Annotated in this window: 30 protein-coding genes; 22 read left to right on the top strand and 8 right to left on the bottom strand. The window is 70.8% G+C overall.

The window, feature by feature from the left end:
* Window positions 1–237: 237 nt before the first annotated feature.
* Together FHS44_RS04205 and FHS44_RS04200 are read right to left on the bottom strand one after the other, a co-directional pair.
* The gene (locus tag FHS44_RS04205; protein WP_184712522.1) at window positions 238–927 is read right to left on the bottom strand and encodes a response regulator; all 690 of its coding nucleotides are present in this window, start codon (window positions 925–927) and stop codon (window positions 238–240) included.
* Window positions 924–2096 (bottom strand): sensor histidine kinase, encoded by a 1173-nt coding sequence (locus FHS44_RS04200; protein WP_184713431.1) that lies wholly within the window; start codon window positions 2094–2096, stop codon window positions 924–926. The genes FHS44_RS04205 and FHS44_RS04200 overlap by 4 nt, the downstream gene beginning before the upstream one ends.
* A gap of 159 nt (window positions 2097–2255) precedes the next feature.
* On the opposite strand from FHS44_RS04200, the gene phoU reads away from it, so the two are divergent.
* Window positions 2256–2918 (top strand): phosphate signaling complex protein PhoU, encoded by a 663-nt coding sequence (phoU, locus tag FHS44_RS04195; protein WP_184712521.1) that lies wholly within the window; start codon window positions 2256–2258, stop codon window positions 2916–2918.
* A gap of 57 nt (window positions 2919–2975) precedes the next feature.
* Here phoU and FHS44_RS04190 read toward each other — a convergent pair whose 3' ends face one another.
* The 3 genes from FHS44_RS04190 to mshA are packed head-to-tail and all read right to left on the bottom strand — an operon-like array spanning window position 2976 to window position 5553.
* Complete coding sequence (locus tag FHS44_RS04190; protein ID WP_184712520.1) at window positions 2976–3719, bottom strand: phosphoglyceromutase; 744 nt, start codon at window positions 3717–3719, stop codon at window positions 2976–2978.
* Between the two features lie 10 nt (window positions 3720–3729).
* The gene (locus tag FHS44_RS04185; RefSeq protein WP_184712519.1) at window positions 3730–4257 is read right to left on the bottom strand and encodes a type III secretion system chaperone family protein; all 528 of its coding nucleotides are present in this window, start codon (window positions 4255–4257) and stop codon (window positions 3730–3732) included.
* Between the two features lie 9 nt (window positions 4258–4266).
* A complete protein-coding gene (gene mshA / locus FHS44_RS04180) occupies window positions 4267–5553 on the bottom strand; it encodes a D-inositol-3-phosphate glycosyltransferase (protein ID WP_376771558.1) in 1287 nt (428 codons plus the stop codon).
* A 113-nt stretch (window positions 5554–5666) separates the two neighbouring features.
* Between mshA and FHS44_RS04175 the strand changes: the two genes are divergently transcribed.
* The 14 genes from FHS44_RS04175 (at window position 5667) to FHS44_RS04115 (ending at window position 15415) form a co-directional block, all read left to right on the top strand.
* The gene (locus tag FHS44_RS04175) at window positions 5667–6404 is read left to right on the top strand and encodes an SDR family oxidoreductase (protein ID WP_184712517.1); all 738 of its coding nucleotides are present in this window, start codon (window positions 5667–5669) and stop codon (window positions 6402–6404) included.
* Between the two features lie 3 nt (window positions 6405–6407).
* Window positions 6408–7196 (top strand): class I SAM-dependent methyltransferase, encoded by a 789-nt coding sequence (locus FHS44_RS04170; protein WP_184712516.1) that lies wholly within the window; start codon window positions 6408–6410, stop codon window positions 7194–7196.
* A gap of 45 nt (window positions 7197–7241) precedes the next feature.
* Window positions 7242–7763, top strand: coding sequence for a GNAT family N-acetyltransferase (locus FHS44_RS04165; RefSeq protein WP_184712515.1), 522 nt, complete (start codon window positions 7242–7244; stop codon window positions 7761–7763).
* A 61-nt stretch (window positions 7764–7824) separates the two neighbouring features.
* On the top strand, window positions 7825–8181 hold the full coding sequence (locus FHS44_RS04160; protein ID WP_184712514.1) for a BlaI/MecI/CopY family transcriptional regulator: 357 nt from the start codon (window positions 7825–7827) through the stop codon (window positions 8179–8181).
* Window positions 8178–9104 carry a M56 family metallopeptidase gene (locus FHS44_RS04155; protein WP_184712513.1) on the top strand — a complete coding sequence of 309 codons (927 nt, stop codon included), beginning with the start codon at window positions 8178–8180 and terminating at the stop codon, window positions 9102–9104. Before FHS44_RS04160 ends, FHS44_RS04155 begins: the two co-directional genes overlap by 4 nt.
* 59 nt (window positions 9105–9163) lie before the next feature.
* On the top strand, window positions 9164–9691 hold the full coding sequence (locus tag FHS44_RS41625) for a helix-turn-helix domain-containing protein (RefSeq protein WP_184712512.1): 528 nt from the start codon (window positions 9164–9166) through the stop codon (window positions 9689–9691).
* 5 nt (window positions 9692–9696) lie between these two features.
* Window positions 9697–10125, top strand: coding sequence for a hypothetical protein (locus FHS44_RS04145; RefSeq protein ID WP_184712511.1), 429 nt, complete (start codon window positions 9697–9699; stop codon window positions 10123–10125).
* A 162-nt stretch (window positions 10126–10287) separates the two neighbouring features.
* Window positions 10288–10620 (top strand): DUF2516 family protein, encoded by a 333-nt coding sequence (locus FHS44_RS04140; protein WP_184712510.1) that lies wholly within the window; start codon window positions 10288–10290, stop codon window positions 10618–10620.
* 41 nt (window positions 10621–10661) lie between these two features.
* A complete protein-coding gene (locus tag FHS44_RS04135) occupies window positions 10662–11219 on the top strand; it encodes a GNAT family N-acetyltransferase (protein WP_312863522.1) in 558 nt (185 codons plus the stop codon).
* A 165-nt stretch (window positions 11220–11384) separates the two neighbouring features.
* A complete protein-coding gene (locus FHS44_RS04130; RefSeq protein ID WP_184712509.1) occupies window positions 11385–12605 on the top strand; it encodes an NsdA family TPR-like regulatory protein in 1221 nt (406 codons plus the stop codon).
* Window positions 12606–12688: 83 nt separating this feature from the next.
* On the top strand, window positions 12689–13225 hold the full coding sequence (locus FHS44_RS04125; protein WP_184712508.1) for an NUDIX domain-containing protein: 537 nt from the start codon (window positions 12689–12691) through the stop codon (window positions 13223–13225).
* Window positions 13226–13601: 376 nt separating this feature from the next.
* Entirely contained in the window at window positions 13602–13727 is a 126-nt protein-coding gene (locus FHS44_RS41620; RefSeq protein ID WP_281401252.1) for a hypothetical protein, read from the top strand.
* 55 nt (window positions 13728–13782) lie between these two features.
* Complete coding sequence (locus tag FHS44_RS04120; RefSeq protein ID WP_184712507.1) at window positions 13783–14379, top strand: TetR/AcrR family transcriptional regulator; 597 nt, start codon at window positions 13783–13785, stop codon at window positions 14377–14379.
* A gap of 76 nt (window positions 14380–14455) precedes the next feature.
* Window positions 14456–15415 carry an NAD-dependent epimerase/dehydratase family protein gene (locus FHS44_RS04115; protein WP_184712506.1) on the top strand — a complete coding sequence of 320 codons (960 nt, stop codon included), beginning with the start codon at window positions 14456–14458 and terminating at the stop codon, window positions 15413–15415.
* On the opposite strand, the gene FHS44_RS04110 is transcribed toward FHS44_RS04115, so the two are convergent.
* Together FHS44_RS04110 and FHS44_RS04105 are read right to left on the bottom strand one after the other, a co-directional pair.
* The gene (locus tag FHS44_RS04110) at window positions 15375–16067 is read right to left on the bottom strand and encodes an SGNH/GDSL hydrolase family protein (RefSeq protein ID WP_184712505.1); all 693 of its coding nucleotides are present in this window, start codon (window positions 16065–16067) and stop codon (window positions 15375–15377) included. The two genes, FHS44_RS04115 and FHS44_RS04110, sit on opposite strands and share 41 nt — an antisense overlap.
* 186 nt (window positions 16068–16253) lie before the next feature.
* Window positions 16254–17297 (bottom strand): neutral zinc metallopeptidase, encoded by a 1044-nt coding sequence (locus FHS44_RS04105; RefSeq protein WP_184712504.1) that lies wholly within the window; start codon window positions 17295–17297, stop codon window positions 16254–16256.
* A 189-nt stretch (window positions 17298–17486) separates the two neighbouring features.
* On the opposite strand from FHS44_RS04105, the gene FHS44_RS04100 reads away from it, so the two are divergent.
* The 5 genes from FHS44_RS04100 (at window position 17487) to FHS44_RS04080 (ending at window position 23139) form a co-directional block, all read left to right on the top strand.
* Entirely contained in the window at window positions 17487–19130 is a 1644-nt protein-coding gene (locus tag FHS44_RS04100) for a DUF2207 domain-containing protein (protein WP_184712503.1), read from the top strand.
* Window positions 19131–19316: 186 nt separating this feature from the next.
* Complete coding sequence (erm, locus tag FHS44_RS04095; RefSeq protein WP_184712502.1) at window positions 19317–20138, top strand: 23S ribosomal RNA methyltransferase Erm; 822 nt, start codon at window positions 19317–19319, stop codon at window positions 20136–20138.
* A 198-nt stretch (window positions 20139–20336) separates the two neighbouring features.
* Complete coding sequence (locus FHS44_RS04090) at window positions 20337–21197, top strand: putative protein N(5)-glutamine methyltransferase (RefSeq protein ID WP_184712501.1); 861 nt, start codon at window positions 20337–20339, stop codon at window positions 21195–21197.
* A 28-nt stretch (window positions 21198–21225) separates the two neighbouring features.
* Complete coding sequence (locus tag FHS44_RS04085) at window positions 21226–22587, top strand: serine hydrolase domain-containing protein (RefSeq protein ID WP_184712500.1); 1362 nt, start codon at window positions 21226–21228, stop codon at window positions 22585–22587.
* Between the two features lie 111 nt (window positions 22588–22698).
* The gene (locus FHS44_RS04080; RefSeq protein WP_184712499.1) at window positions 22699–23139 is read left to right on the top strand and encodes a hypothetical protein; all 441 of its coding nucleotides are present in this window, start codon (window positions 22699–22701) and stop codon (window positions 23137–23139) included.
* Here FHS44_RS04080 and FHS44_RS04075 read toward each other — a convergent pair.
* Window positions 23128–24072, bottom strand: a complete 945-nt coding sequence (locus FHS44_RS04075) for an asparaginase (RefSeq protein ID WP_184712498.1) — start codon at window positions 24070–24072, stop codon at window positions 23128–23130. The genes FHS44_RS04080 and FHS44_RS04075 overlap by 12 nt on opposite strands.
* Window positions 24073–24153: 81 nt before the next feature.
* On the opposite strand from FHS44_RS04075, the gene dtd reads away from it, so the two are divergent.
* Complete coding sequence (dtd, locus tag FHS44_RS04070) at window positions 24154–24579, top strand: D-aminoacyl-tRNA deacylase (protein WP_184712497.1); 426 nt, start codon at window positions 24154–24156, stop codon at window positions 24577–24579.
* A gap of 111 nt (window positions 24580–24690) precedes the next feature.
* Window positions 24691–25512, top strand: coding sequence for a hypothetical protein (locus FHS44_RS04065; RefSeq protein ID WP_184712496.1), 822 nt, complete (start codon window positions 24691–24693; stop codon window positions 25510–25512).
* Window positions 25513–25557 lie beyond the last annotated feature (45 nt).

Genomic DNA, 25557 nt, shown 5'->3' with positions numbered 1-25557 from the left:
TGCTTGCTTTGCGGCGCCTGACGGCACCGCAGGGCTTGGGCGCCTGAAGTCGGTGACTTCCCTCGTCGCTCCTCCGCTTCGCTCCGTCACTCCTCAGTCCAGCTCACCGACGCGCCCAAGCCGACACTCTTCACGCACGGCGTCGGTAAAGCACAAATGCAATTACCGGCTCATAACGGCAAATAAACAACAAGGGGTACGGCGTGCGCCGTACCCCTTGAACGTTGAATGGGTTGGTCAGTCCTCGGCGGGGTCGAATTTGTAGCCGAGGCCTCGCACCGTGAGGATGCAGCGGGGGTTGGAGGGATCGGCCTCGACCTTGGCGCGCAGGCGCTTGACGTGGACGTCCAGGGTCTTGGTGTCGCCCACGTAGTCGGCGCCCCAGACGCGGTCGATGAGCTGGCCCCGGGTGAGCACCCGTCCCGCGTTGCGGAGCAGGACCTCAAGCAGCTCGAACTCCTTCAGCGGGAGCTGCACGTGGTCGCCGCGGACGGCGACGATGTGGCGGTCCACGTCCATCCTGACGGGACCCGCGGTCAGGACGGCCGACTCAAGCTCCTCGACGTCGCCCTGGCGGCGCAGTACGGCACGGATGCGGGCGACCAGCTCCCGTGAGGAGAACGGCTTGGTCACGTAGTCGTCGGCGCCGAGTTCGAGGCCGACGACCTTGTCGATCTCGCTGTCCTTGGCGGTGAGCATGATCACCGGGACGTTGGAACGCTGACGGAGGGAACGGCAGACCTCCGTGCCGGGCAGCCCCGGCAGCATCAGGTCGAGCAGCACCAGGTCCGCGCCGTTGCGGTCGAAGGTGTCCAGCGCCTCGGGACCCGTGGCCGCGACCGCGACCTCGAAGCCCTCCTTGCGCAGCATGTACGACAGGGCGTCCGAGAAGGACTCCTCGTCCTCGACAACAAGCACGCGAGTCACTGCGCGGCCTCCAGGGGAATGGTGGTGGTACGGGGTACGGCTGCCGCGCCGAAGGCGGGCAGACGAAGTGTGAAGGTGGAGCCCGACCCTTCCTTGCTCCACACCGTCACCGCGCCGTTGTGGGCGGCGGCGACGTGTTTGACGATGGCCAGGCCGAGGCCCGTGCCTCCGGTCGCGCGCGAGCGGGCGGCGTCCACGCGGAAGAACCGCTCGAAGATGCGCTCCTGGGCGTTCTCCGGGATGCCGATGCCCTGGTCGCTGACGCTGATCTCGATCGAGTCGCTGTGCGGCCCCGCGGTGCGCGCGCTGACCACGACGCGGGTGTGCTCGGGGCTGTAGGCGACCGCGTTGTCGATGAGGTTGCGCAGCGCGGTGACGAGGAGATCGTCGTCGCCCCAGATGCGCAGCCCCTCGGCCCCTCCGGCGACGAGGGTGATGTCCTTGGCGGCGGCCGTGGTGTTGCAGCGGTCGATGGCCTCGTGCACGACCTCGTCAACGGGGACGGGTCCAGGGGTGGGGATGGGTTCCGCCCCCTGGATGCGGGACAGGGTGATGAGGTCCTGGACGAGGTAGGTGAGCCTCGCGGCCTCGTGCTGCATGCGCCCGGCGAACCGGGTGACGGCCTCGGGGTCGTCGGCGGCGTCCTGGATGGTCTCCGCGAGCAGCGACAGCGCCCCGACCGGTGTCTTGAGCTCGTGGCTGACGTTGGCCACGAAGTCACGCCGTACGGCCTCGACCCTGCGGTGTTCCGTCTGGTCCTCGGCGAGCACCAGCACCTGCCCGTGCGAGCCGAGCGGGGCCACCCGTACGGCGAAGCTCGTCGAGTCCTGGCCGAACTTGTGGCCCGCGACCTCGATCTCGCTCTCGCGGATCTCACCGTCCCTGCGGACCTGCCTGGCCAGCGCGAGCAGTTCGGCCGCCATCAGGTTCTCGCCCCGTACGAGACCGAAGGCCCGCGCGGCCGAACTGGCCCGCAGCACCCGGTCCTCCTTGTCGAGCACGACCGCCGACGACGGCAGGACCGCCAGCACCGAGGCGACACCCTGCGGCAGCGTGGCGGGCTCGGGTGAGTCCGACGCGGCGGGAGTCTCTCGCCCCAAGTTCTGACGGACCACCATCACGGCCAGCGCCCCCACGACGAACCCGGCCAGGGCGGCCAGACTCGCCATCAGTTCACTCACGTGCTCCTCCTGTCCGCTTCACGTCCTTGATGGTAGGCGGGTGCTTTCCCCATTGGGGCAGCTCATGGGGGCACGACCAAGGCCTTTCCCGCAAAGTTCACTTTACGGTCGAGGTTCGTTCACTGTTGCGCACATACGGTGAGGGCCATGCGCGACGCCTACCATGACGAGCTCGACGCCCTCACGGGCCAACTGGTGGAGATGACCCGACTGGTGAGGTCGGCGATCTCCCGGGCCACCACCGCAATCCTGGACTCCGACCTTCAGCTCGCCGAGAGCGTGATCTCCCAAGACGAGGAGGTCGACCGGATCTTCTCCGAGATCGAGGCCTCGATCTTCGGCCTGATGGCCACCCAGCAGCCGGTCGCCGTGGACCTTCGGGTGGTCATCGCGGCCCTGCGGATGGGCACCGACCTCGAACGGATGGGCGACCTGGCCGAGCACGTGGCCAAGGTGGCGCGGCTGCGGCACCCCGAGTCGGCGATCCCGGCGGAGGTCCGCTCGACGATCGTGGAGATGGGCCAGATCGCCGAGCGTCTGGTCACCAAGGCGGGTAGTTGCATCGCCTCCCGCGACGTGGACGCCGCCCTTGAGCTTGAGGACGACGACGACGCGATGGACAGGCTGCACCGCAGGCTGTTCAAGGTCCTGATGGCCCCCGACTGGAAGCACGGCGTCGAGCCCGCCATCGACGTGACGCTGATCGGGCGCTACTACGAGCGTTACGCCGACCACGCGGTGCGCGTCGCCCGCGACGTGGTCTACCTGGTGACCGGCACCCGGACGCCGGACGCCGCCGACCTGGTCTAGGCCCGGGGACGCGAAAGGGCCCGCCGTGACCGGCGGGCCCTTCGACGTGTCCGGAGGCTACCGGCCCTGGTTGGCCACGGCCTCGATCGCCGCCTTCGCGGCGTCGGGGTCGAGGTACTGGCCGCCCTTGGTGACCGGGGTGAAGTCGTCGTTCAGCTCGTAGACGAGCGGGATGCCGGTGGGGATGTTGAGCCCGGCGATCGCGTCGTCGTCGATCTTGTCCAGGTGCTTGACCAGCGCCCTGAGCGAGTTGCCGTGGGCCACGACGAGGACGATCTTGCCGTCGGCCAGGTCGGGCACGATCGCGTCGTACCAGTAGGGCAGCATCCGCTCGACGACGTCCTTCAGGCACTCGGTCTTCGGCAGCAGCTCCTCGGGCAGCAGCGCGTACCGGGCCTCGCCCGCCTGGGAGAACTCGTCGTCGTCGGCGATCGGGGGCGGCGGGGTGTCGTAGGAGCGGCGCCAGAGCATGAACTGCTCGTCGCCGAACTCGGCGCGGGTCTGCGCCTTGTCCTTGCCCTGCAGCGCGCCGTAGTGACGCTCGTTGAGCCGCCAGGACCTGGTGACCGGCAGCCACAGCAGGTCGGCGGCACCGAGCGCGAGGTTGGCCGTCTGGATCGCGCGGGTCAGCAGCGAGGTGTGGACCACGTCCGGCCGCACCCCGGCGTCGCTCAGCAGCCGCCCGCCGCGCCGTGCCTCCTCCTCGCCCTTGGCGGAGAGCCCGGCGTCCACCCACCCGGTGAACAGGCCCTTAGCGTTCCACTCACTCTCACCATGCCGAAGCAGCACCAAAGTCGCCATGCGGCCAAGCTTAGTGGGACCCCTCCGCGGCTCCCGGAGGGCGCTCGACAGGCGAGACGCCCAGGTCAGGGTCGGCGAACCTGGCGAAGGCCTGGAGGTTGGCCAGCGACTCGCCCCGTTTGGCACGCCACTCCCACTCCCTGCGGATGGAGGAGGCGAAGCCGAGTTCGAGCGCCCGGTCGAAGCCCTCGTCGGCGTAGGTGAGCACGCAGCCGAGCAGCCGGTCGATCTCCTCCTCGGAGACCGCGGTCAGCGGGACGCGGCCGACGAGGTAGACGTCGCCGACCGGGTCCAGGGCGAAGTGCACGCCGTACGTCGTGCCGTTCTTGGTCAGCAGCCAGCGGTAGAACTCGGCGTGGTTCTCGTCGGGCTGGCGGCAGAAGAACGCCTCCACGTGCAGGGCCTGGTCGCCGACGATGAGCCAGGTCATGGTCGCGAGCTTGTGCTGGCCGGGGAGCCGTACCAGGAAGGCGCCCGGCCTCGGCTCCTCGAAGGACGCCTCCGCGGCCCGCAGCGCCGCCTCGATCACCTCACGCATGTGCCCACCCTACGAGCTGACCGCGACCGGCACCCGGTGCAGGTTGGTCATCGCCCGCGCGTAGACGTCGGCGAGCCTGGAGGCGGTCGCCGACCAGCCGAAGGTGGCCGCCTGGGTCACCGCCCCCGCGGCCAGCGCGTCGCGCCAGGCGGGGTGGTGCACGAACCGGCTGAGCACCCTGGCCCAGTCGTGCGGATCGTGCCCCTCGACGAGCACCCCGGACACCCCGTCTCGTACGGCGGTGCGCAGCCCCCCGACCGAGGCGGCGGCGACCGGCGTCCCGCACGCCTGGGACTCAAGAGCGACCAGTCCGAACGACTCGCTGTGGGAGGGGACCACGGTCACGTCGGCGGCGCGGTACCAGTCGGCCAGCTCGTGCTGCGGGGCGGGCGGCACGATCCTGACCACGTCGGAGATGCCCAGCGAGGCGGCCACCTCGGTCAGGTAGGACGGCCTGGCGAGCCCGTTGCCGCTGGGGCCGCCGACGCAGGCGACGACCAGCCGCGACCTGAGCGCCGGGTCCTCGGCGAGCATCAGGGCCGCGGCGCGCAGCAGCACGTCAGGGGCCTTGAGCGGCTGCACCCTGCCGACGAACAGCAGCACGTGGGCGTCCTGGGGCAGCCCGAGACGGTGCCTGGCCGCGCCCTGGGAGGCGGGCTGGAAGACCGTGAGGTTCACCCCGGGGCTGACGACCTCGACACGGCCCGGGGCGGCGCCGTACAGCTCGACGAGCTCGTGCGCCTCGGTCGGCGTGTTGGCGACCAGGCGGTCGGCGATGTCCACCACCTGCTGCTCACCGGTGACCCTGACCTGGGGCTCGGGGTTGTCGTCGTCGGCAAGCAGGAGGTTCTTCACCCTGGCCATGGTGTGCATGGTGTGCACCAGGGGCACGCCCCAGCGCTCCTTGGCCAGCCAGCCGACCTGCCCGGACAGCCAGTAGTGGGAGTGGATGACGTCGTAGCGGCCCGGGTCGTACATCGCCTCGGTGCGCAGCACGCCGGACAGGAACCCGCAGAGCTGGCCCGGCAGGTCCCCCTTGTCCAGCTCCTCGTACGGCCCGGCCGTGATGTGGCGGACCGAAACCCCGGGAACGATCTCGGCGACCGGGGGCAGGTCACGCGCGGTCTGCCTGGTGAAGATCTCCACCTCCACGCCCAGCCCGGCCAGGCGCTTGGCCACTTCGACGACGTAGACGTTCATGCCGCCCGCGTCTCCGGTCCCTGGCTGGTCCAGGGGGGACGTGTGCATGCTGATCGTCGCGACCCGGTTGACCCGTTGTCTACCCCGCCGCCTCACCGGCACCACCTCCGAGAGGGATATAACCACCCAATAGTTCGCGACATTCCCACCGCCCCGGGCGCCCGGGAGGCGGTGACACCGCGGCTCACGGCCCTGGCAGGATGGGGGCCATGAACAGGACGGCAGTGGTTACCGGCGCCAGCAGCGGGATCGGCGAGGCGACCGCCCGCCGCCTGGCCGCGGAGGGTTTCGACGTGGTGGCCGCGGCGCGGCGCCGGGACCGGCTCGACAAACTGGCCGCCGAGGTGCCGGGGATCCGCGCGGTCTCCCTGGACGTCACCTCCCAGGAGTCGGTCGACGCCCTCGCCGCCTCCCTTGAGCGCTGCGACGTGCTGGTCAACAACGCGGGCGGGGCGATCGGCCTCGAACCCGTCGCGGCCGGGAATGTGGACGACTGGCAGCAGATGTATGACACGAACGTGCTGGGCTCGCTTCGTGTCACCAAGGCCCTGCTGCCCCTGCTGGTCGCCTCCGGCGACGGCGTGCTGGTCATGCTGACCTCGGTCGCGGGACTGGTCTCCTACGAGGGCGGCGGCGGTTACAACGCGGCCAAGCACGCGCAGACCGCGATGACCGAGGTGCTCAGGCTCGAACTGTGCGGCGAGCCGGTCAGGGTCGTCGAGGTCGCCCCCGGCATGGTCCACACCGAGGAGTTCTCCCTCAACCGCTTCCACGGCGACTCCGCCGCGGCCGACCGCGTCTACCAGGGCGTCCCCGGCCCGCTGACCGCCGACGACGTGGCCGACGCCATCTCCTGGTGCGTGACCAGGCCCGCGCACGTGAACGTGGACCGCCTGGTCATCCGCCCCCGCGCGCAGGCCGCCCAGCACAAGATCCACCGCGTCTGAGCCGTGCCCAAGCCGATCGGGGAGATCACCAGGGGCACCACGGGCCACAACCGGCTCAGGCGCGCCGACCGCTGGGTGGTCGCCGTCCACGGCCGTCTGCTGCGCTCGGCCGAACGTCCCCTGGTGGTCGACCTGGGCTACGGCGCCTCGCACACCACGACCCTCGAACTGTTCTCCCGGTTGCGGAGGGTCTGTCCCACAGTCGAGGTGGTCGGCGTCGAGATCGACCCAGCCAGGGTCGCCGCGGCCAGGCCGTACGAGCAGGAGGGGTTGTCCTTCGTGCTCGGCGGCTTCGAGCTGCCGGTGGGCAGGCCGCCCACGCTGGTCAGGGCCTTCAACGTGCTCAGGCAGTACGGCGAGGCCGAGGCGTGGGGCTACTGGACGATGCTCAGCCGGGCCGTCGCCCCCGGCGGCGTGGTGGTCGAGGGGACGTGTTCCGAGGTCGGCCACCGGGCCGTGTGGGCCGGGCTCGACGCGACGGGGCCGAGGACGCTGACCTTCTCCGCGCGGTTCGGCGGGTTCGAGCGCCCCTCCGACCTGGCGGAGCGGCTGCCCAAGACGCTGATCCACCGCAACGTCCCCGGGGAGCCGATCCACGCCTTCCTGCGTGACTTCGACCACGCCTGGGCGGTCAACGCCCCGCTGGGCGCCTACGGCTTCCGGCAGCGGTGGATCGCCACCGCCCGGACGCTGGCCAGGACCTGGCCGGTCGCGACGCGTCCCCCGCTCGGCGGCGGGGCCCGCTGGCGGCTCGGCGAACTCACCCTTCCCTGGTCGGCCCTGGAACGCTGACCCCCGCGCGGACCTGTCCCGAATGCGGCGGTTAGGGTCGTCGGCATGGCCCCTCGTTTCGTGACGGACCCCGACCTGACCGAGGAACTCGTCGCCGAGCTGGTCGAGTGCTGGACCGAGGTGAGCAACGCGGGCGGGGCTGTCGGCTTCGTGCCCCCGGTCACCGCCGCCGAGGTCCGCGAGCTGGCTCTGCCGACCTTCGCCCGCTGCGGCGCGGACGGCCCCGACCACCTCGTCGCCGGATTCGACGAGACCGGGCGGCTGGCGTGCTGGCTGGTCCTGGCCGACGCCGGATCCCACCTGCGGGCCCACTGGCGCTGGGTGCTGCGCGTGATGGTCCACCCCAAACACCAGGGCGCGGGGTACGGCGCGCACCTCATGCGGGCGGCCGAGGAGGCGGCCCGTGGCCTGGGGATCGAGGCGCTGCACCTGACCGTGCGCGGCGGAACCGGGACCGAGGGCTTCTACGCGCGGTTCGGCTACACGGAGGTCGGCCGGATCCCCGGTGCCATCCGGCTGGTCCCGGGGGACGACCGCGACGAGATCTACATGGTTCTGAGGCTGTGACGGAAATCACTCGACAACCCGTAGTACTACCCCTCGTGGTGCGGGAGTTAGGCTTGGTTGTGTGAAGGGTCTGGGCGAGCTTGAACGCAGCATCATGGACATCATCTGGGCGCAGTCATCCCCCGTGACGGCGCGGGAGGTAGGGCGTCTGATCGCCGATCGCGACCTCGCGCCGACCACGGTGATGACCGTGCTCGACCGGTTGACCCGCAAGGGGTTCCTGCAGCGCACCCGGGACGGGCGCGCCTGGCGCTACGAGCCGGCCGAGAGCCGTGACGCGTACGTCGCGGAGCTTATGCTTGAGGCGTTGGACCTGACCGGAGACCGGTCCGCCGCCCTCACCCGGTTCGCACAGGCCGTCTCGGGCAGCGAGGCCGAGATCCTGCTCAAAGCGTTGACGGAGCTGGAGGACGAGTGATCACCGCGGCAGTCCTGGCGACCCTCGCCCTGGTCTGCGCGGTCGGAGCCTGGCGGTTCACGCGGGCGCGGTGGACGTATCGCGCCCCGCACGTGGCCATCGTCCTGTGGCAGGCGCTCGGGGTCACCTGGGGCCTGGCCGGGACGGGAGCGCTCCTCTCCTACGCCCTCGAACCCTACGGGCAGGGCGTGCTCCACGGTCTCGGCTCCTTCGCCGTCTCGGCGATGAACGGGGGGTACGGCCCCGCCGACTCGTTCACGCTGCCGAGGATCCTGGCCCTCATCGCCGGGCTGACGGCGCTGACCATCCTGGTCGTCGTGCTGTTCAGCGCGGGCGCGCAGACGCTCCGCGCCCGTCGCAGGCACCGCACGCTGCTGGCCCTGGTCGCCCGCGAGGACCCCGAGGTCCCCGGCGTCAGGGTCGTCGACCACCCGGGCCCCGCCGCCTACTGCGTGCCGGGGCTGCGCTCTGAGGTCGTGGTCAGCGAGGGGACGCTCAAGCTGCTGTCGCCCGCCGAGCTGACCGCGGTGCTCGCCCACGAGTCCGCGCACGTCCGCGAGCGCCACGACCTGGTGCTGCTGCCGTTCGCCGCGCTGCGCAGGGCGCTGCCCTGGTCTCAGGTCGTCGGCAGGGTGCAGAGCGAGGTCAGCCTGCTGGTCGAGATGGCCGCCGACGACGTCGCCCGCCGCTACTGCTCACCGCGCCGTCTGGCCACCGCCCTGCTCCGTTTCGGTACGGCGGGCGCCGCGCCGACCCCGCAGGGCGCCCTCGGCGTCTCCGAGACCACGGGCGCCGTGATGGCCAGGGTCGAGCGCCTGGTCAGCCCCGGTCCCGACCTCCCCCGGCGGGTCCGCTACGCCATCGTCGCCTTCTCCGTCACCCTGACGGCCTCGGCCCCGCTGCTCTGGCTGATGCCCCACTGACGCTTGCAACTGTTAGCCACCGCGTTTGCAATTGCAAGCAACGAGGGTAGACTGCAAACATGGCACTACCCAAGGTCGGCTCGATCGGTGAGTACATCCGGGAGCAGCGCACGCACGCGAAGATCTCGCTGCGCCAGCTCGCGGCGGCGGCGGGGGTCTCCAACCCCTACCTCAGCCAGATCGAGCGGGGGCTGCGCAAACCGAGTGCGGAGATCCTCAACCAGATCGCCAAGGGACTGCACATCTCGTCGCAGGCCCTGTACGTCCAGGCCGGGCTCATCGAGGAACGCGAGCCGGACAGCGACGTGCTCGCCGCGATCAGGGCGGACCATCTCATCACCGAGCGTCAGCGCCAGGTGCTGATCGACATCTACGAGTCGTTCCGCCGGGAGAACCGGAACGGGGCCCCGGACGAGGAAGCGCAGACCTCCCAGAAAGCGCATCCCGCACCGGAGCCCCAGGGGAGCGACGCGAACATCTCTCCTGAGGGGGAGACTCCGCTGCCCAAGGGGTATCTCGCCGCGTTGAAGCCCTACGCGGCCCCCGTGGACAGCGAAAACGTCACACCGGAATCCAAGGAAGGTTAACACCCATGACTCTCGCCACCGAAGTGAAGAGGCTCGCCGAGTCCAAGCCGTTCTACGCCGTCGCGGGCGCGGGCGACTACGCGGTCGAGAAGCTCCGTGAGCTGCCCGAACACCTGCAGCGCATCCAGGGCCGCCGCGAGGACATCCGCGATGCCGCCAGGGAGGCCGCCAAGGACCTGCCGGAGAAGGCCAAGGAGCTGGCCGACAAGGCCGAGGTCTACGCCAGGGAGTTCCCCGGCAAGGCCCGCGGCTACGCCGACCAGGTCAGCGGCAGGGCCGTCAAGCTGTACGAGGAGTTCGCCACCCGCGGCCGCAAGGTCGTCTCCAAGACGAGCGGCCAGACCGCCCGTGAGCTCGCGCAGGTCTCCGAGGCCGCCAAGCCGGCCAGGAAGAGCACCCGCACCACCAGGAACGGCTCTTCGGCGAAGTCCTGACCCCGGGGCCTTCCCCAGGATCCCGAGAGGGGCCGCCCCGGACACCCGGGGCGGCCCCTCCGTCTTTCCCGCCCGATCCGGGCGGAAGGACGTCCGCCACGGGAAGAGTTCCGGCATTAGGGTGGTTGCTGTCAGCAGGGCGAGCACGGTGGAGTGACGACGATGATTTCCGTAGGGCTGGACCTCGTCTTCTGGGTCCTCAGCATCATCGCCTTCGGCATGTCCGCCTGGGCGCTGTTCCACGCGACGCGTACCCCCGCTCGCGCCTTCGCCGTGACCGGCAAGCAGACGAAGAAGCTCTGGCTGATCATCCTGGGCCTGGCGGCGCTGTTCTCCTTCGCCTCCGCCGTCGGCTACTTCGGCATCGGCCTCGGCCAGCTCAACATCTTCGCCATCGCGTCGGTGGTCGCCGCCGGGATCTACCTGGCCGACGTCAAGCCCGCGGTGAGCGAGATCGGCAAGGGTGGCAACCAGGGTCCCTACGGCCCCTGGTGAATTCCGTTGCCCCCGCCGTACGGACCGGGTAGACACCTCGGGTGACGTTGTTCGCGAAGAAACCCGTCCTGTACGGCAGCCGCGTGACCCTCAGGCCCGTCGGCCCCGAGCATGCCGAAGGCCTCTGGACGCTGATCAACGACCCGGAGACCGCCCGTCTCACCGGCTCGCACGGCGTCGTGGACCGCGCGGCGATCGCCCTGTGGTGCCACACGCGCGCCGACCAGGACGACCGTCTCGACCTGGCGATCTGCGCCGCGGACGACGACGCCTACGTGGGCGAGGTCGTGCTCAACGACCTTGACGCGCACAACCTCTCCTGCAACCTGCGCATCGCGCTCTCCGGCCCCGAGGTGTACGGCAGGGGCTACGGGAGCGAGGCGATCAGGCTGATGCTCCACCACGCCTTCACCACCACCGACCTGCACCGGATCGAGCTTGAGGTCTTCACCTTCAACGAGCGGGCCGCCCACGTCTACCGGAAGGCCGGCTTCGTCGAGGAGGGCGTGCGCCGCGACGCCCTGCTCTGGGAGGGCCGCTGGCACGACGCCGTCGTGATGTCCGTCCTGGCCCCCGAATGGCTCGCCGCCAGGGTGTGAACGGTTCAGGCGGGTAGGGGGTGAGGGTGCCCGGTCTGATGCGGGGGGCATCCGGCCGGGCACCCACGAAGGTCACTTCTTCCAGGTCGGCACGCCGGAACGCGCCGGTGGTGATACTGAGAGCAGGAACAACGATCACCCACCTGCGGCGAGGCGTTGATGGCTGTGAAGGTTGGTTTGCCGGAATGGGCCAGGCGGCTACGCGCCGAACGTGAGTCACGGGGGTGGGGACGCGCCGACCTCGCCCGCGAGATGCTGAAGGCGGCCGAGCCGTACACGCTGCCCGGTATGAAGTCGATAGTGGCGAGTATCAAGGGGCACGAGGTCGGGCGCCACAGGCCGGGTGACCCGTATCGGCCGCTGTATCGCACGATATACGGCAAGTCTGATCATGAGCTTTTCGGTGGCTCCCCGGAGGGGATGATCATCGACCACGCGTCGTTCGGGGACCTTCTTCTCACGGGGGCGAGGCGGGCCCGTCCTGTTGACGCCGACCACGTGCTCGCCCTGCGGGACGCCAACCGGCACCTCGTGGCGCTGGACAACGCCTACGGCGGCGGCGAACTCGTGGCGATCGCCTGCCGCGCCTTCCGGAACGCCGGTGCCGGACTCGCCTCGGGCCGTTGCCCACCCGCCGTCGAACGCGATCTACAGGCCGCCGTCGGTGAGACGGGAGAGATCGCGGCGTGGATCGCCTATGACGCCGACCGGCAGGCCCTGTCCCGCCAGCTCATCCACGAGGCCATGATGATCAGCAGGCTCGCGGGTGACCGTGGCATGGAGCTTCTCCAGTTCTCCCACCTCAGCATGCAGGGGGTCTACCTCCATCGGTCGCGTGAAGCCCTGTCCCTGGCCGACTCCGTGATCGACGACAGACGGCTGTCGGGGAGGACCTCGACGCTCTTCCAGATGCGGCGCGCTCGGGCGCTCGCACAGCTCGACGAGCGACGGGACGCTCTCAAGGCGCTGAGCGCCGCCCACGCCCATCTCGGTGACGGTGTGGGGAGCTCCGACCCTCCGTGGGCATGGTGGATCGACGACCACGAGCTGGCCTACCACGAGGCCGTGTGTCACGGCGATCTCGGGTCATGGGACCGCGCGGTCGAGGTGATCGGCCGTGCCGTTGAGGGATGCGAGGCCGGTAGGACTCGCTGTTCCTTCAACGACAGGGCACAGCAGTTGGACATCCTCGTCCGGGCGGGCGCCTGGCGGGAGGCGGAGCCGGTGCTGGTCACGCTGCTCGCGGAGGTCGGGGAGGTGGGGTCACACCGTACGGACAATCTCCTGACCACCGTCGCCGACAGGCTTGGGAGGTCCAAGGCGGCTCTGCCGTCCACACTCAGCGACGCCACCGCCGAGCTGAGAACCCGGCTGACAGGTGGCTGAGCCCTGGTTCACGGATGCGCCCAGGAGACACGGCTGCACCCGGGGAGAATCGGGAAATATCATGATCCGTCCGGAGGCTGAGTATGGCTGACATTGAGCGACTTTCCAGCACGGTGGTGCATGAGACGCGGTACATGCGGTTGCGGCATGACGAGATCCGGCGGGCCGACGGGTCGCTCGGGGTGTATTCCTACGTGGACAAGCCGGACTTCGCGTTGATCATCCCGTTGGAGGATGACGGCTTCCACCTGGTGGAGCAGTACCGCTATCCGATAGGCCGCAGGTCGTGGGAGTTTCCCCAGGGGACGATGCCCGACCTGGCCACCGCCGACCCCGAGCACCTGGCCAGGGAGGAACTGCGCCAGGAGACGGGGCTGACGGCGGCCTCCATGCGGCATCTGGGGCACCTGCACTGCGCACCGGGGATGACGGTCCAGGGGTACGACGTGTTCCTGGCGACCGGGCTGCGGCAGGGGCAGGCGGAGCGGGAGGCCGAGGAGCAGGACCTGTGCCAGCGGTGGTTCCCCCGGCGGGAGGTGGAGGACATGATCCGCGAGGGAGTGATCGTGGAGAGCTGCAGCCTCGCCGCCTACAGCCTGCTGCTGCTCGACCGGGGCTGAGACCACCGGCGGCCTGCCGCTGATCGATCAGAGCTGAGGTCGCCGCCGGTCTGCCGCTGATCGACCGGAGGTGAGGTTACCGCCGCCAGGCTCGCCGCTGCCGACTGAAGCTGGGCACCTCATCGGTCTGCCGTCGCGCGGGCCGTACGGCGTGGCCGAGCAGGGGTGGCCGGGTGAGGCCGGGTTTTCGGCTTCCTTCGGATGGTGATGGATCCTATTCTGACCGTTATCGGCTCTTCGGGTTCCGTGAGGCTCTCTGGACGCCTCTCACGGTCTCCGGGCGTGTTCCGTCCGCGCCCTCGGTGCCACCTCAGCAAGGCAACCCGGCCTTCCGGCGGCCTCGGGGCCGTCGGCGACTCCCCTATCGAGGTAGGTCATGAGAACACGACGCGTAACGCTCGCCACCCTCCTGCCTGTCTTCCTGGTCCTGGTCACCGTCCCCGCGACGCCCGCGCGCGCCGCCGTCAGCCCGCCCGCCCCCGTCGTCTCGGCGACCTGCTGACTTCGGGACTTTCGGCCCCTGGCGAGCGGCGGTTAGCAACTGCTAACTTCGTGGTGTGACAGGGATCGAGACGTTCCTCGTGGACGACCGGGATCCGCCGTCGAAGCGGCGGATGCTGGTCGAGGCGCTGCGGCTGTTCGTCGAGCGGGGCGTGGACGGCACGACGGTGCGCGACATCGCCGCGGCCAGCGGCTACAGCAATCCGGCGCTGTTCAAGTTCTTCGCCTCGAAGGAGGAGCTGGCGCTGCACCTGTTCGCCAGGTGCTACGCGAGGCTCGGTGAGCGGGCCGCGCTGGCCACCGCGCCGGGACGGCCGTTCGGCGAGCGGCTCGACGCGCTGATGCGGGCCTTCGGCGCCTTCCTCGACGAGGAGCCCGAGGTCCTGCTCTTCACCCAGGACAACCTGCGCGTCTACCTGCCCAAACTCTCCGCCGACGAGCGCGGGCCGTCCCTGCTCGGCCTGCTGCGCGGGCTGGTCGGCGACGGGGTCGCCTCGGGCGAGGTCACCACGGAGATCCCGGCCGACCTGCTGGTCGCGGCGCTCTCCGGCACCGTCGCGCAGTACGCGAGGATGCGCCACTTCGACGAGCTTCCCAGGGGGGCGGCGCTGGCCGCCCTCCGGCCCCTGGTCACCCGCATGATCGCCCCCTGAGACCCGTCCCGGCCCCCGGGACGTTTCGCACGCCCATCGAGTTAGCAAATGCTAACCGCACAATCCTGGAGGAACCATGAAACTGCTCGTTCTCGGCGCCGGAGGCTTCATCGGCCGCACCGCCGTCCGCGAGGCCGTCACCGCGGGCTGGGAGGTCGTCGGCCTGGTCAGGAACGACGAGGCGGCCCAGCGTGTACGGCGGGCGGGCGGCACGCCTCACCTCTTCTCCGTCGGCGACCCCGCCACCTGGGCCGAGACCGCCAGGGGGGCGCACGCCGTACTCGACCTCATCCAGCCGAGCCTGCCGGGGCGGCTGACCAGGCGGGCCATCGGCCGGGTCGCCGCCACCCGGCAGGAGACCACCCGGGGGGTGCTGCGAACGCTGCTCTCCCTGCCCGAGGAGGAGCGGCCCCTGCTGGTCTCGGTCAGCGGGATGGACGACCTCGCCCCCGGGCCTGGCCGTACGGTCTCGCACCTGTCGGTGCCGCGTGAGAGCGCCGTGGGGTTCGCGCACGTGGGGCTGCCGGTGCGGCGGTTGGTCGAGGCGTCGGGGACGCCCGCCGTACACGTCTATCTGGGGAACATGGTGTACGGCCCGGGCAAGGGGTTCGGCGACCTGGTCGTACCGGGCCTGGCCAACGGCAGGATGCCGGTTCCCGGGACGGGGAGGAACCGGCTGCCGATCATCCATGTGGAGGACGCCGCGCGGGCGCTGGTACACGTGGCGGGGCTGCCCGATGTCGCGGGACGGAGCTTCGTCGCCACCGACGGCACGGCCACGACGCTCGGTGAGCTGTTCGACGAGACGGCCGCGCTGCTCGGGGCGGGCAGGCCCCGCAGGCTGCCCCGGTGGCTGACGGTGCCGTTCGCGGGCGGGATCGCGGTCCAGACGCTCACGCTCGACGTCGTCGCCGACACCTCGGCGCTGACGGAGACGGGGTTCGCGCCGCGCTATCCGTCCTACCGGGAGGGGGTGGCGGCGACACTGGCCGAACTCAGCCGTCCGGCCCTGCCCCGTGCTCGTGCAGTGCCGTGACCAGCCAGTTCGCCAGCCGTCTGTGCCCCAGGAGGGTGGGGTGGACGCCGTCGGGCAGGATCGCCCCCCGTCCCCAGGAGCGGCCGAGCGGGTCGAGGAAGACGGTCGCCTCCTCGTCGGCGGCGACCGCGACGGCGTCCCTGACCGCGGGGAGCCAGCGAGGCTCCCTGCCCATCCAGATGGGGCCGATCACCACGATCCTGGTCTGCGGCCAGCGGAGCCTGACCGTCACCAGCAGGCGCTTGGCGGCGCCGTACACCCTGCCGGGGTCGGCGGTGTGGTCGTTGTGCCCGCCGGAGATGATCAGCAGGTCGGGGGCGGGGCGCCAGGACAGCTCCTGCTCGAACGACTGCTGGAAGGTCCTGCGCACCCTGCTGGGGTTGACGAACCCGGTCCCCGCCGCGCCCGCGGTGACGAGTTGCCAGCCCAGGGTGCGGGCGGCCTGCGCGGCGTAGCTCTCCCAGCGGGGGACCGGCCCCGAGCCCATGGTGAAGCTGTCCCCGAGCACCATGACCACCGGGGACCTGATCAGGCGCTCCTGGCCTCCCGGGGTCGCGGGCTGGTTGAAGGCCGGGATCGGGACCTGCCCGGCCGCCTCCCCATCAGCACATCCCGAAATAAGACAGAAAATCACCATAGAAGCCGCGAGCACGGATGCTCGGGGACGTCGGCGCACAGGCCCGCGCATGCCACCTCGGGGAGGTTCGGACTGCCGATATGAGAGGGGATTCCCCCAGGCGGGCACGGCGAAATCACCGCCCGGGGGGATCATCTTGAGCAGATCGGCATTCTATCCGCGCGGGAAGGGGCCTCCCCGAGATCACGTCAGCTCACAGTGTCAGCTCACATAGGAGGCGGGCACGCTCCAGGTGTTGCAGTAGGCGATCTTCGAGTACTTCCAGCCCTGGTTGATCCAGCCCGCGAAGTGGTCGCCGTTGCCGTGGTCGCGCTTGCCCAGGCCGTTCTGGTCGTCGCCCCGGCTGTACTCCAGCTCCAGCACCGACTGCCAGCGGGCGGCGGTGACGGCCAGCGGGACGCGGACGGCGCGGGTGAAGATCCCGGCCAGGCACTGGGCCTGGAGCTCGGAGCGACGGGAGTGGGCGTCCTGGGCGGACTTCGACCGGTCCGCGACCTCCCACCACCAGGCGCCGCCGATGCCCGACATGGCCTGCACGTGGTGGCCGTACTCGTGGGCGAGCACGGTCAGGTAGGGGACGTGGTTCTGCGCCGGATCGACGTTGCCGCTCTCCCTGATGAGGTGGGTCAGGCCGATGTACATGCCGCGGTTGGACGGGCAGTAGTAGGCGGCGGCCCCCGAGGCCGGGTAGGTGCCGCACGGCCCCCGCCCGGGCCGGGTCCAGTAGACCCGGCGCGGGGCCAGGAAGACCGCCCTGGCCTGGGCGAACTTGCCCGCCCACGCCCGGTCGAGGCAGTTGGTGACGGCGCTGAGGTAGCCGTACATCGCGGCGGGCTGGGTCGAGGGGCGGGGCGCGCGGCAGGCGATCGAGCCCATGACGCCGGTGCCGTACAGGGGGTTGCGCTGGAGCCTGACGGTGGTGTCCGTGCGCCGCATGGAACGCAGGTCCACGCTCGTGCCCGAGCGGGCGGCCAGCGTGATCGGGACACCGCCCGCGCCGTTGCCGTCACCGGCTTCACGAAGCTTGAGCGGCGACGGAGGCGTGACGTCGGGCGGGGAGATCTCGGCTCCCTCCGCGGGTACGGGACCGCCGTTCTCGGTCGCGACGGGACCCGTCTTCGGGCCGGCCGGAACCCCGGCGTCGTCTCCCCCGACCAGACCGGCGATCACCACGACCACCGCGAAGGTCAGGGCCAGAATCCCGAAAACGCCAAAGGCCAGGGGACTTGACCTTCGCGGACGCATGCGACCACCTCTCCGAACCGTGGATCTCCGGGCGGCAATCTAGCGGATTTCAGCACATAGACGTGATTGTCCGAAAAACCTGAAAGGGTCGCTGACGTCATGTGTCGGTGGTTATGGGTAGGCTCCCGGGCCATGTCGGGATCCTTATTGCACCGAAAGGCCGCGACCGTGTGCCGGACGGTCGGAAGCGTGGCCACGATCGCCACCTTCGCGCTGGCCCTGGGCGCCTCCCCGGCGCTCGCGGCCGGTACGGCGCACACGTCACCGGGTACGGCCGCCGCTCTGGCAGGCAAGATCAAGAGTGACGCGCTCGAACTCGAACTGCGGCAGGACGGCGTGCTGCACGTCAAGGAGACCGTCACGTTCGACGGCACCGCGCCGACGAGGAAACTGGTCGACCGGACGCGCTACGACGACTCCAACGACCGGCTCTACCAGGTCGTCAACGTCAAGGGCGACGCCACGCTGACCGGTGCCACGATCACGGTGAAGGGCTCGGGGACCGCCAAGTTCGAATACGACGTCAAGGGTGCCGTCACCCCGCTCGGCGACGTCCAGGAGCTGCGGTGGTACGCCGCGGGCGGCTGGTCGGTGCCCGTGGACCTGGCCAAGGTCAAGGTCAAGGGTCCGGCGCAGTTGCAGAGCCTGTCCTGCTTCGCCGGGGTGCTGAGTTCCGCGATCGGCTGCACCACCGCCTCGCCGGACCACACCGGGGTCGAGGCCGAGTTCGAGCAGCAGGGGCTCGGGCCGGACGAGGTCCTCACCGTGGTCATCGGCTACCCGAACGGCGCCACCAAGGGCGCGCCCATCCTGGAGCGCCGCTTCGAGCTGTCCAACGCCTTCACCCTGAACGCCGTCACCGGTGGCGCCCTGGCGGGCCTGCTGGTCCTGCTGCTCGGTGGTGTCGGCCTGCTGTACTGGACGAGGGGCCGCGACGCCCGCGTGGTCGGCCACGAGTCGGGCGCGCTCAGCGGGGTCAGCAACGGTCACTTCGCCCCACCCGACGGCGTACGGCCAGGCCAGATCGGCACGCTCGTCGACGAGCAGGCCGACGTCATCGACGTGACCGCCACGATCGTCGATCTCGCGGTGCGGGGCTACCTCGGGATCGACGAGCAGCCGAGGCAGACCTACGACGCGCCCGACTGGGTCCTGGTCCGGATGCCCAACGCCGACCTGAAGGCGCTGCAGTCCTACGAGCGCGCCCTGTACGACGCGATCTTCGACGGCCGTGACGCGGTCCCGCTCTCGCACCTGAAGGGCACCTTCGCCTCCAAGCTCAGCAAGGTCCGCGACGCCCTCTACCGGGACGTGGTCGCCCAGGGCTGGTTCGCCCGGCGCCCGGACACCGTGCGCACCCGCTGGACGACCCTCGGCGTGCTGCTCACCGCCGCCGGTGTCCTCGGCACCGTCGCGCTCGCCTGGTTCACGACGTACGGCCTGCTCGGCCTGGCCGTGATCATCGCCGGGGCCGCGCTGGCGGTTGGCGGCCAGTACATGCCCGCCAAGACGTCCAAGGGCGCCGCGGCCCTGGCCCACACGCTGGGCTTCCGCGAGTATCTGGCCTCCGGCGACATCGGCGCGGACGTTCCGCCCTCCCAGCGGGTGGAGCTTTTCTCCCGCTATCTTCCCTATGCCGTGATCTTCGACAGCGTGGACCGCTGGGCCCGGGTCGTCTCCTCGATCACCGGCAACGGCGGTCAGGCGGACAACCTGTACTGGTACCACGGCCCCGCCGAGTGGGACCTGTCGAAGTTCGCCGACTCGATGCGGACCTTCACCATGACGACCTCGGGCGCCATCTCCTCGTCCCGGCAGTTCCGGTCCCTCTGACAGCGATGGAAAACCGTTTGTGCCGCTCACCCGGCCCCTCCTAGGGTGAGCGGCATGTGTCACGCTCCGTGCTTCTTCATCCGTATACGCCGCGGCCCGATCCAGGGCCGCTAGGGAACACCGTTTCTCCACGCGTGCCCCGGATCTTCCGAGACCACTTCATCTCGGACCCGAAGGGGCAAGACTGTGGCGCGTTCTTTCGCACACGGAGATCATTCACACACCCAGAAGAAGGTCGCGGCCAAAGGCAGGACCGCCCGCGACCAGGCCAGGCGCACCCTCTCGCAGAACCTCATGGTCGACCGCCAGGCCGTACGGCGCGTCACCGAGGCGGCAGGGGCGCGCGGCCTCGTCCTTGAGCCGGGGGCGGGCGAGGGCGTCCTGACCCTGGCGCTGGCCGGGACCTGCGACCAGGTCGTCGCCTACGAGATCGACCCGCTGCTGGCGGCCAAACTGACCGTCCGCACCCGTGACGACGCCCGTGTCCGGGTCGTCAGGGGGGACTTCCTGGCCGCCCGCGCGCCGCGTGAGCCGTTCGCGGTCGTCGGGAACATCCCGTACTCGATCACCTCGAAGATCGTCGACTGGTGTCTGGGGCAGCCCGCGCTGACCTCGGCCACGCTCGTCGCCCAGCTCGAATACGTCCGCAAGCGCACCGGGGACTTCGGCCGCTGGAGCGCGCTGACCGTGCGGACCTGGCCGTGGTTCCGCTGGGAGATGCTCGGGCACATCGGCCGGGAGGCGTTCCGGCCCGTGCCCTCGGTCGACTCGGCGATCCTGCGGATCGAGCGCCGGGCCGAGACGCCCGACCTGCCGGGTTACGCGGCCTTCGTCGACTACGGCTTCACCGGGCTTGGCGGCTCCCTGGACGCGAGCATGCGGCTGCGTCACCCGGCGCCGCTGGTCGAGGCCGCCTTCGCCGCTGCGGGCGTCCCGAGGGGGACTGTCGTCGCGCACGTCCATCCTGACCGGTGGCGCGTCCTGTACGACCACCTCGGTCACCTCTAGGAACACCCACCCGCCGGGCAGGGCAGCCCCTGCTCGGCGGGCCGGGTGACCTTCGGGTAGTGTTACCGGCCCCAGCAGTACACGCGTCGAGGAGGTGAGTCCGATCACCACATCAGGTCGGGTGCTCTCTCCCACGACCACGCGGTCCGTCTGACACAGGACCCAGGGAGCGCCCGTCGGCATCCCGAAAGGCTCCACGTGTCCCCTGTCTCCTCCCTTTCCACGGTCGTCGCCACTCTGCGCGCGGCGGGCTGTGTCTTCGCCGAGGACGAGGCCGACCTCCTCGTCTCGGCCGCGCGAACCCCTGAAGAGCTGGCCCTCATGGTCGAGCGGCGTGCCCACGGCCTGCCCCTAGAACACGTCCTCGGCTGGGCCGAGTTCTGCGGCCTGCGGATCGACGTCGATCCCGGCGTCTTCGTGCCGCGGCGCCGTACCGAGTTCCTCGTCGGCCAGGCGGTCTCCCTGGCACGCCGGGACGGGCCGGTCGTGGTGGTCGATCTGTGCTGCGGCTCCGGCGCGATGGGCGCCGCGCTGGCCACGGCCCTGTCTCCGCTGCCCCCGGGCCGGGTCGAGGTGCACGCGGTGGACATCGACCCGGCCGCGGTGCGCTGCGCCCGCCGCAACCTCGCCGCCGTCCCAGGAGCCACCGTCTCGGGAGCCGCCGTCTCGGGGCACGTCCACGAGGGTGACCTGTACGGCCCGCTGCCCGCCGTACTGCGTGGCCGGGTCGACCTGCTGGTGGCGAGCCCGCCGTACGTGCCGACGGAGGCGATCAGGCTGCTGCCCACCGAGGCGCGGGTCCACGAGCCGATGGTGGCGCTCGACGGCGGCGCGGACGGTCTCGACGTGGTGCGGCGGGTGGCGCGGGCGGCGCCCCTGTGGCTCGCGCCCGGCGGCCACCTGCTGGTCGAGACGAGCCAGCGGCAGGCGCGGGGAACCGTCGAGGCCGTGGCGCGGGCGGGACTCGACGCGCGTGTGGCCGACTGCGAGGAGCTGGGGGCGAGCGTCGTCATCGGTACGATGCCCGCCGCACCGGTCATCGCGGGGCCTAGAGTCTGAGTCGGCACGGCGGAAGGGATGTTCGATCATGCTTGAGGGACTCTCGGAGCACTGCGCGCGGACGCTCGCCACCCACGGCTGCGCCTCGGTCTCCGTCGCGGTGGCCCACCGGGACCGCGTGGTCTTCGCCGAGGCGTACGGCCTGGCGGACGTGGCGCGGGGCGTCGCGGCCACCCCGGAGACCGTCTACTCGATCGCCTCGGTGACCAAGCCGATCACGGCGACCGCCGTCTGCGTAGCCGCGGACCGGGGGTTGCTGAACCTCGACGACCCGGTCGAGAAGCACCTTCCCTTCCGGCTGCCCAGACACCGCGACCACAGCGAGCCGACGCTGCGGCAGGTCCTCCAGCACCGGGCCGGGTTCGGCGGGCACTACGACTTCGCCTACGCCGGGCTGCCCACGGTCAGGCACGGCGTCGAGCACTACGCGACGCTGTACCGCGAGCCCGGCTCCCGGTTCGAGTACTCCAACCTCGGATACGGCGTCCTCGACACGGTCCTGGAGAGGGCGACCGGCAGGAGCGCCGCCGACTTCGCCGCCGACCACGTTCTCGACCCGCTCGGGCTGACCGGCTGCCGCGTCGGCCCCTCCTACGAGGGCGAGCGGCCCACGGCGCTGCGCTACTCCGCCGACGGCATGCCGTACCCCTCCTATGACACCAGCCACCGCGGCGCCTCGCTCGGCTGGGCGAGCGCCCCGGACCTGGCGAGGTTCGGGCTGTTACAGGTGTGCGGGCCCGGGGTGCTGAGACCGGAGACGGCCGCGGCCACCAGAACCGCCCTGCCCGTGACCGCGGAGCTGGGCTACGGCCTTGGCTGGTTCGTCTCGCGCGGCGGGCCGTACCAGACCGTGGCGCACAGCGGCGGCATGGGCGGGGTGTCGGCGATGCTCGCGGTGGTGCCCGAGCTTGAGCTGTCGGTCTGCGTGCTGGCCAACCAGACCGGGTCCGAGGTCCGCACCTCGGTCGTCAACCGCGTCATGGCCGAGCTGGTCCCGGACCACACCCCCGCGTCCCTGCCGCCCGGTTTCTCCCCCGAGCGGGCGGTCGCGGTCCCGCAGGGACTCTGGGAGGGACACGTGCGGACCGAGGCGGGAGCCGTACCGCTGCTGCTGCGGGTGCTGCCCGACTCCGAGGCCGAGGTCGGGCTCGACGGCGGGGAGATGGTGCGGGCAGACGTGGTCTCGGCCTCCGACGACTGGGACCTGCGGGTCAGCGCACCGCTGCAACTGCCGACCGAGGACGCGCGGGTGAACAGCCCCCGGCTGGTCCTCGAACTCAACGCGCGCCACGGCCACCTCGTCGGCGCCGCGCGGGCTATCAAGAACGGCGAGGGCGACGGCTGGCTCGGCAACTGCCTCAGCCACTGGTGCGAGGCCACCCCGGTGTGAGCTCGGCAAAGGGCCTGTCACCGACCGTCAAGAAAGGCCCGAAACCCGGATGAGCCGGATATATACCGGGAAGGAGCATGATTCCCGGCCCATCAACCTTTGTGAGCATTCATGAGGATCCTGCCGCGCCTGCACCAGCTTCCCGTACGGCTCGCCACCGGCGCGTTCGTCCTGAACGCCGGGCTGTCCATGGCGGCCGGGGACGAGGACAACGCCGCCGCCGTCCACGGGATGGCCGTCAACGCCTACCCGTTCCTGAAGAAGCTGGACCCCCAGAGGTTCGTCTGGCTGCTGTCGCGGGCCGAGATCGCCGTCGGCGCGGCCCTGCTGGTCCCGGTCGTGCCCTCACTGGTCGCGGGCGCCGCGCTCACCGCCCTCGCCGGGGGGCTCGTCGGCCTCTACCTGCGTACGCCGAGCCTGCGCCGGGAGGGCAGCCTCCGCCCGTCCCAGGAGGGCATCGGCGTCGCCAAGGACGTCTGGCTGCTGGGCATCGGGACGAGCCTGGTCGCCGAGGAACTCTGCTGCCGTTCCCGGCCCGGATCACCGGCGTAGCCGTACCTCGCCGACCGGCTGGCCACCGCCGAACAGCACGCCGGTCGCCAGCTCGTCGAGCACGTCGGCCTCGAAGCCCAGCGCCCGCAACGCCTCGACGGTGGCCGGCATCCTGGCCCGGTAGCCACCGTCCTCGATCTTGACGGCCCCGGCCCTGCCGTCCCCGAAGGCGAAGGCATCGAACGCCTCGGCCCCCGACTTGAGCAGCAGCCCCGGCAGCGCCCGCATCAGCCGCGCCTCCGGCTTGGCCGTACCCGACGTCCACTCGGGGTGCGCGCGGAAGGCGTCGGCGATCCTGCGCTCGGGGGTGCCCTCCCCGGCCTGGACGAGGGCACGGAAGGACCTGGTCACGCCGACCATCGACACGAAGAACAGCGGCGCGCCACAGCCGTCCACCCCGGTGGCCGCGACCCGCTCCCCGGTGAGCTCCTCGACCGTGTCGCGCAGCGCCCGCTGCAGCGGGTGCGCCGGGCTCAGGTAGGTCTCAAGCGGCCAGTCGTTGGCGGCGCAGGTGGCGAGCATCGCCGAGTGCTTGCCCGAACAGTTCATGTAGAGCGGCGAGGGGTCGCCGCCCGCGCGCAGCACCCGTTCGCGGGAGGCGGTGTCCTCCGGCAGGTCGGCGGGGCAGCGCAGCGCGCTCTCGTCGAGCCCGGCCCCGGCCAGGATGCGGCGCGCCCCCTCGACGTGGAAGGGCTCCCCCGTGTGGCTGGCGCAGGCCAGGGCGAGCAGCTCACCATCGAGGTCCAGCCCGGCGCGGACCATGCCGAGCCCCTGCAACGGCTTCAACGAGGAGCGCGGGGACACCAGGACGTCGACCGCCCCGTGCACCCGCACCGGTGAACCGGCCGCGTCTACGGCCAACATGCGGGCCCGGTGGGTGGACTCCACGAACCCGGAACGGACGACCTCGACGACCAGTGACTCAGCAGACACCACAGCTCCTTTCGCGTGGATTCTACGGAGATCGGAATTTCCGGTTTCCGGCGCGGTCGGGTCAACCGGGATGATGGACGCATGCGTGCGGTGGTACAGCGGGTGAGCTCGGCCTCGGTGACGGTCGACGGCGAGACGGTCGGCGCGATCGACGAGCCTGGACTGCTGGTCCTGGTCGGGGTGACCCACGACGACACCCGGCGGCAGGCGGCCAGACTCGCCGCCAAGCTCTGGGGCCTGCGCGTCCTGTCCGGCGAGAAGTCCTGCTCCGACATCGGTGCCCCGCTGCTCGTGGTCAGCCAGTTCACCCTGTACGGCGACGCCCGCAAGGGCCGCCGCCCGACCTGGCAGGCCGCGGCTCCCGGGCCGGTCGCCGAACCCCTGGTCGAGGCCGTCTGCGCCGAACTGCGGGCGCTGGGCGCGCACGTCGAGACCGGGGTCTTCGGCGCCGACATGAAGGTCGCGCTGACCAACGACGGCCCCATCACCCTGATTCTTGAGGTCTGAACCGGCATCACGATCACCGGCCGCGATGATCCGCTAGGGTAGCCGCCTGTCCGGATAAATCCGTTTATCCGTGGATGAAACGCCCGAAAAGTCGCACCCTTGGGGAGGGTCATGCGCATCTCCGCGTCCATCGCCGCCGCGTCCGTCGCAGCCGCACTGGTCACCGTCACGGGGCCGATGGCAAGCGCCCAGGCCGCCGCACCGGCCTTCAGCGCCTACCACAACGCCACGAGCCAGCAGCAGACCGAACGCTTCAACACCCTGCGTGGCCAGGGCTACCGGCCGATCACCTTCACCGTCGACGACGCGTCCTCGCCGCGCTACGGCGCCGTCTGGGTCAAGCGGTCCGGCCCGGCCTGGGCGATGATCCAGGGCATGTCGGCAAGTGGATACCAGAAGCGGTTCGACGACTATCTCGCCGACGGCTACCGCCCGACCTCGGTGAGCGCGACCGGCTCCGGCGGCGGCACCGTCTTCGCCGCGATCTTCGAGAAGATCCCCGGGAAGTTCTTCGCCAAGCACAACCTCACGACCGGCCAGTTCGCCGCCGCCAACGCCGACGCGGCCAAGCGAGGCTACGTGCTCACCACGGCCAACGTGTACGGCACCGCCGACGACCCGCGCTACGTCGGCGTCTGGACGCAGGGCTCACAGGCCTGGTCCGTCACCGTCGGCAAGTCCTTCGACGAGCACCACGCGGAGTTCCTCGCCAGGACCAAGGGCGGCGAGCGGCCCTCGCTGGTCTCCGTCGCCCCCGACGGGACCTACACGGCCGTCTGGGTCAAGGGCTCGGGCTCCGGCTGGTACGAGTACACCGGCATGACCCCCGGCGGCTACCAGAAGCGCTTCGACGACCTGAAGGCCAAGGGCTACCTGCCCACACAGCTCGACGCCGAGGGCGGCACCTACGCCGCCATCTGGACCAAGGGCTGATCTCCCACGGAACCGCGCGCCGTACCTCTCGAAGAGGTACGGCGC

This window comes from Streptosporangium saharense, from assembly GCF_014203715.1.
GTDB classification, from domain to species: domain Bacteria; phylum Actinomycetota; class Actinomycetes; order Streptosporangiales; family Streptosporangiaceae; genus Streptosporangium; species Streptosporangium saharense.
Note: the sequence above shows the minus strand (reverse complement) of the source record. Positions and strands in the feature narration are given on the sequence as shown.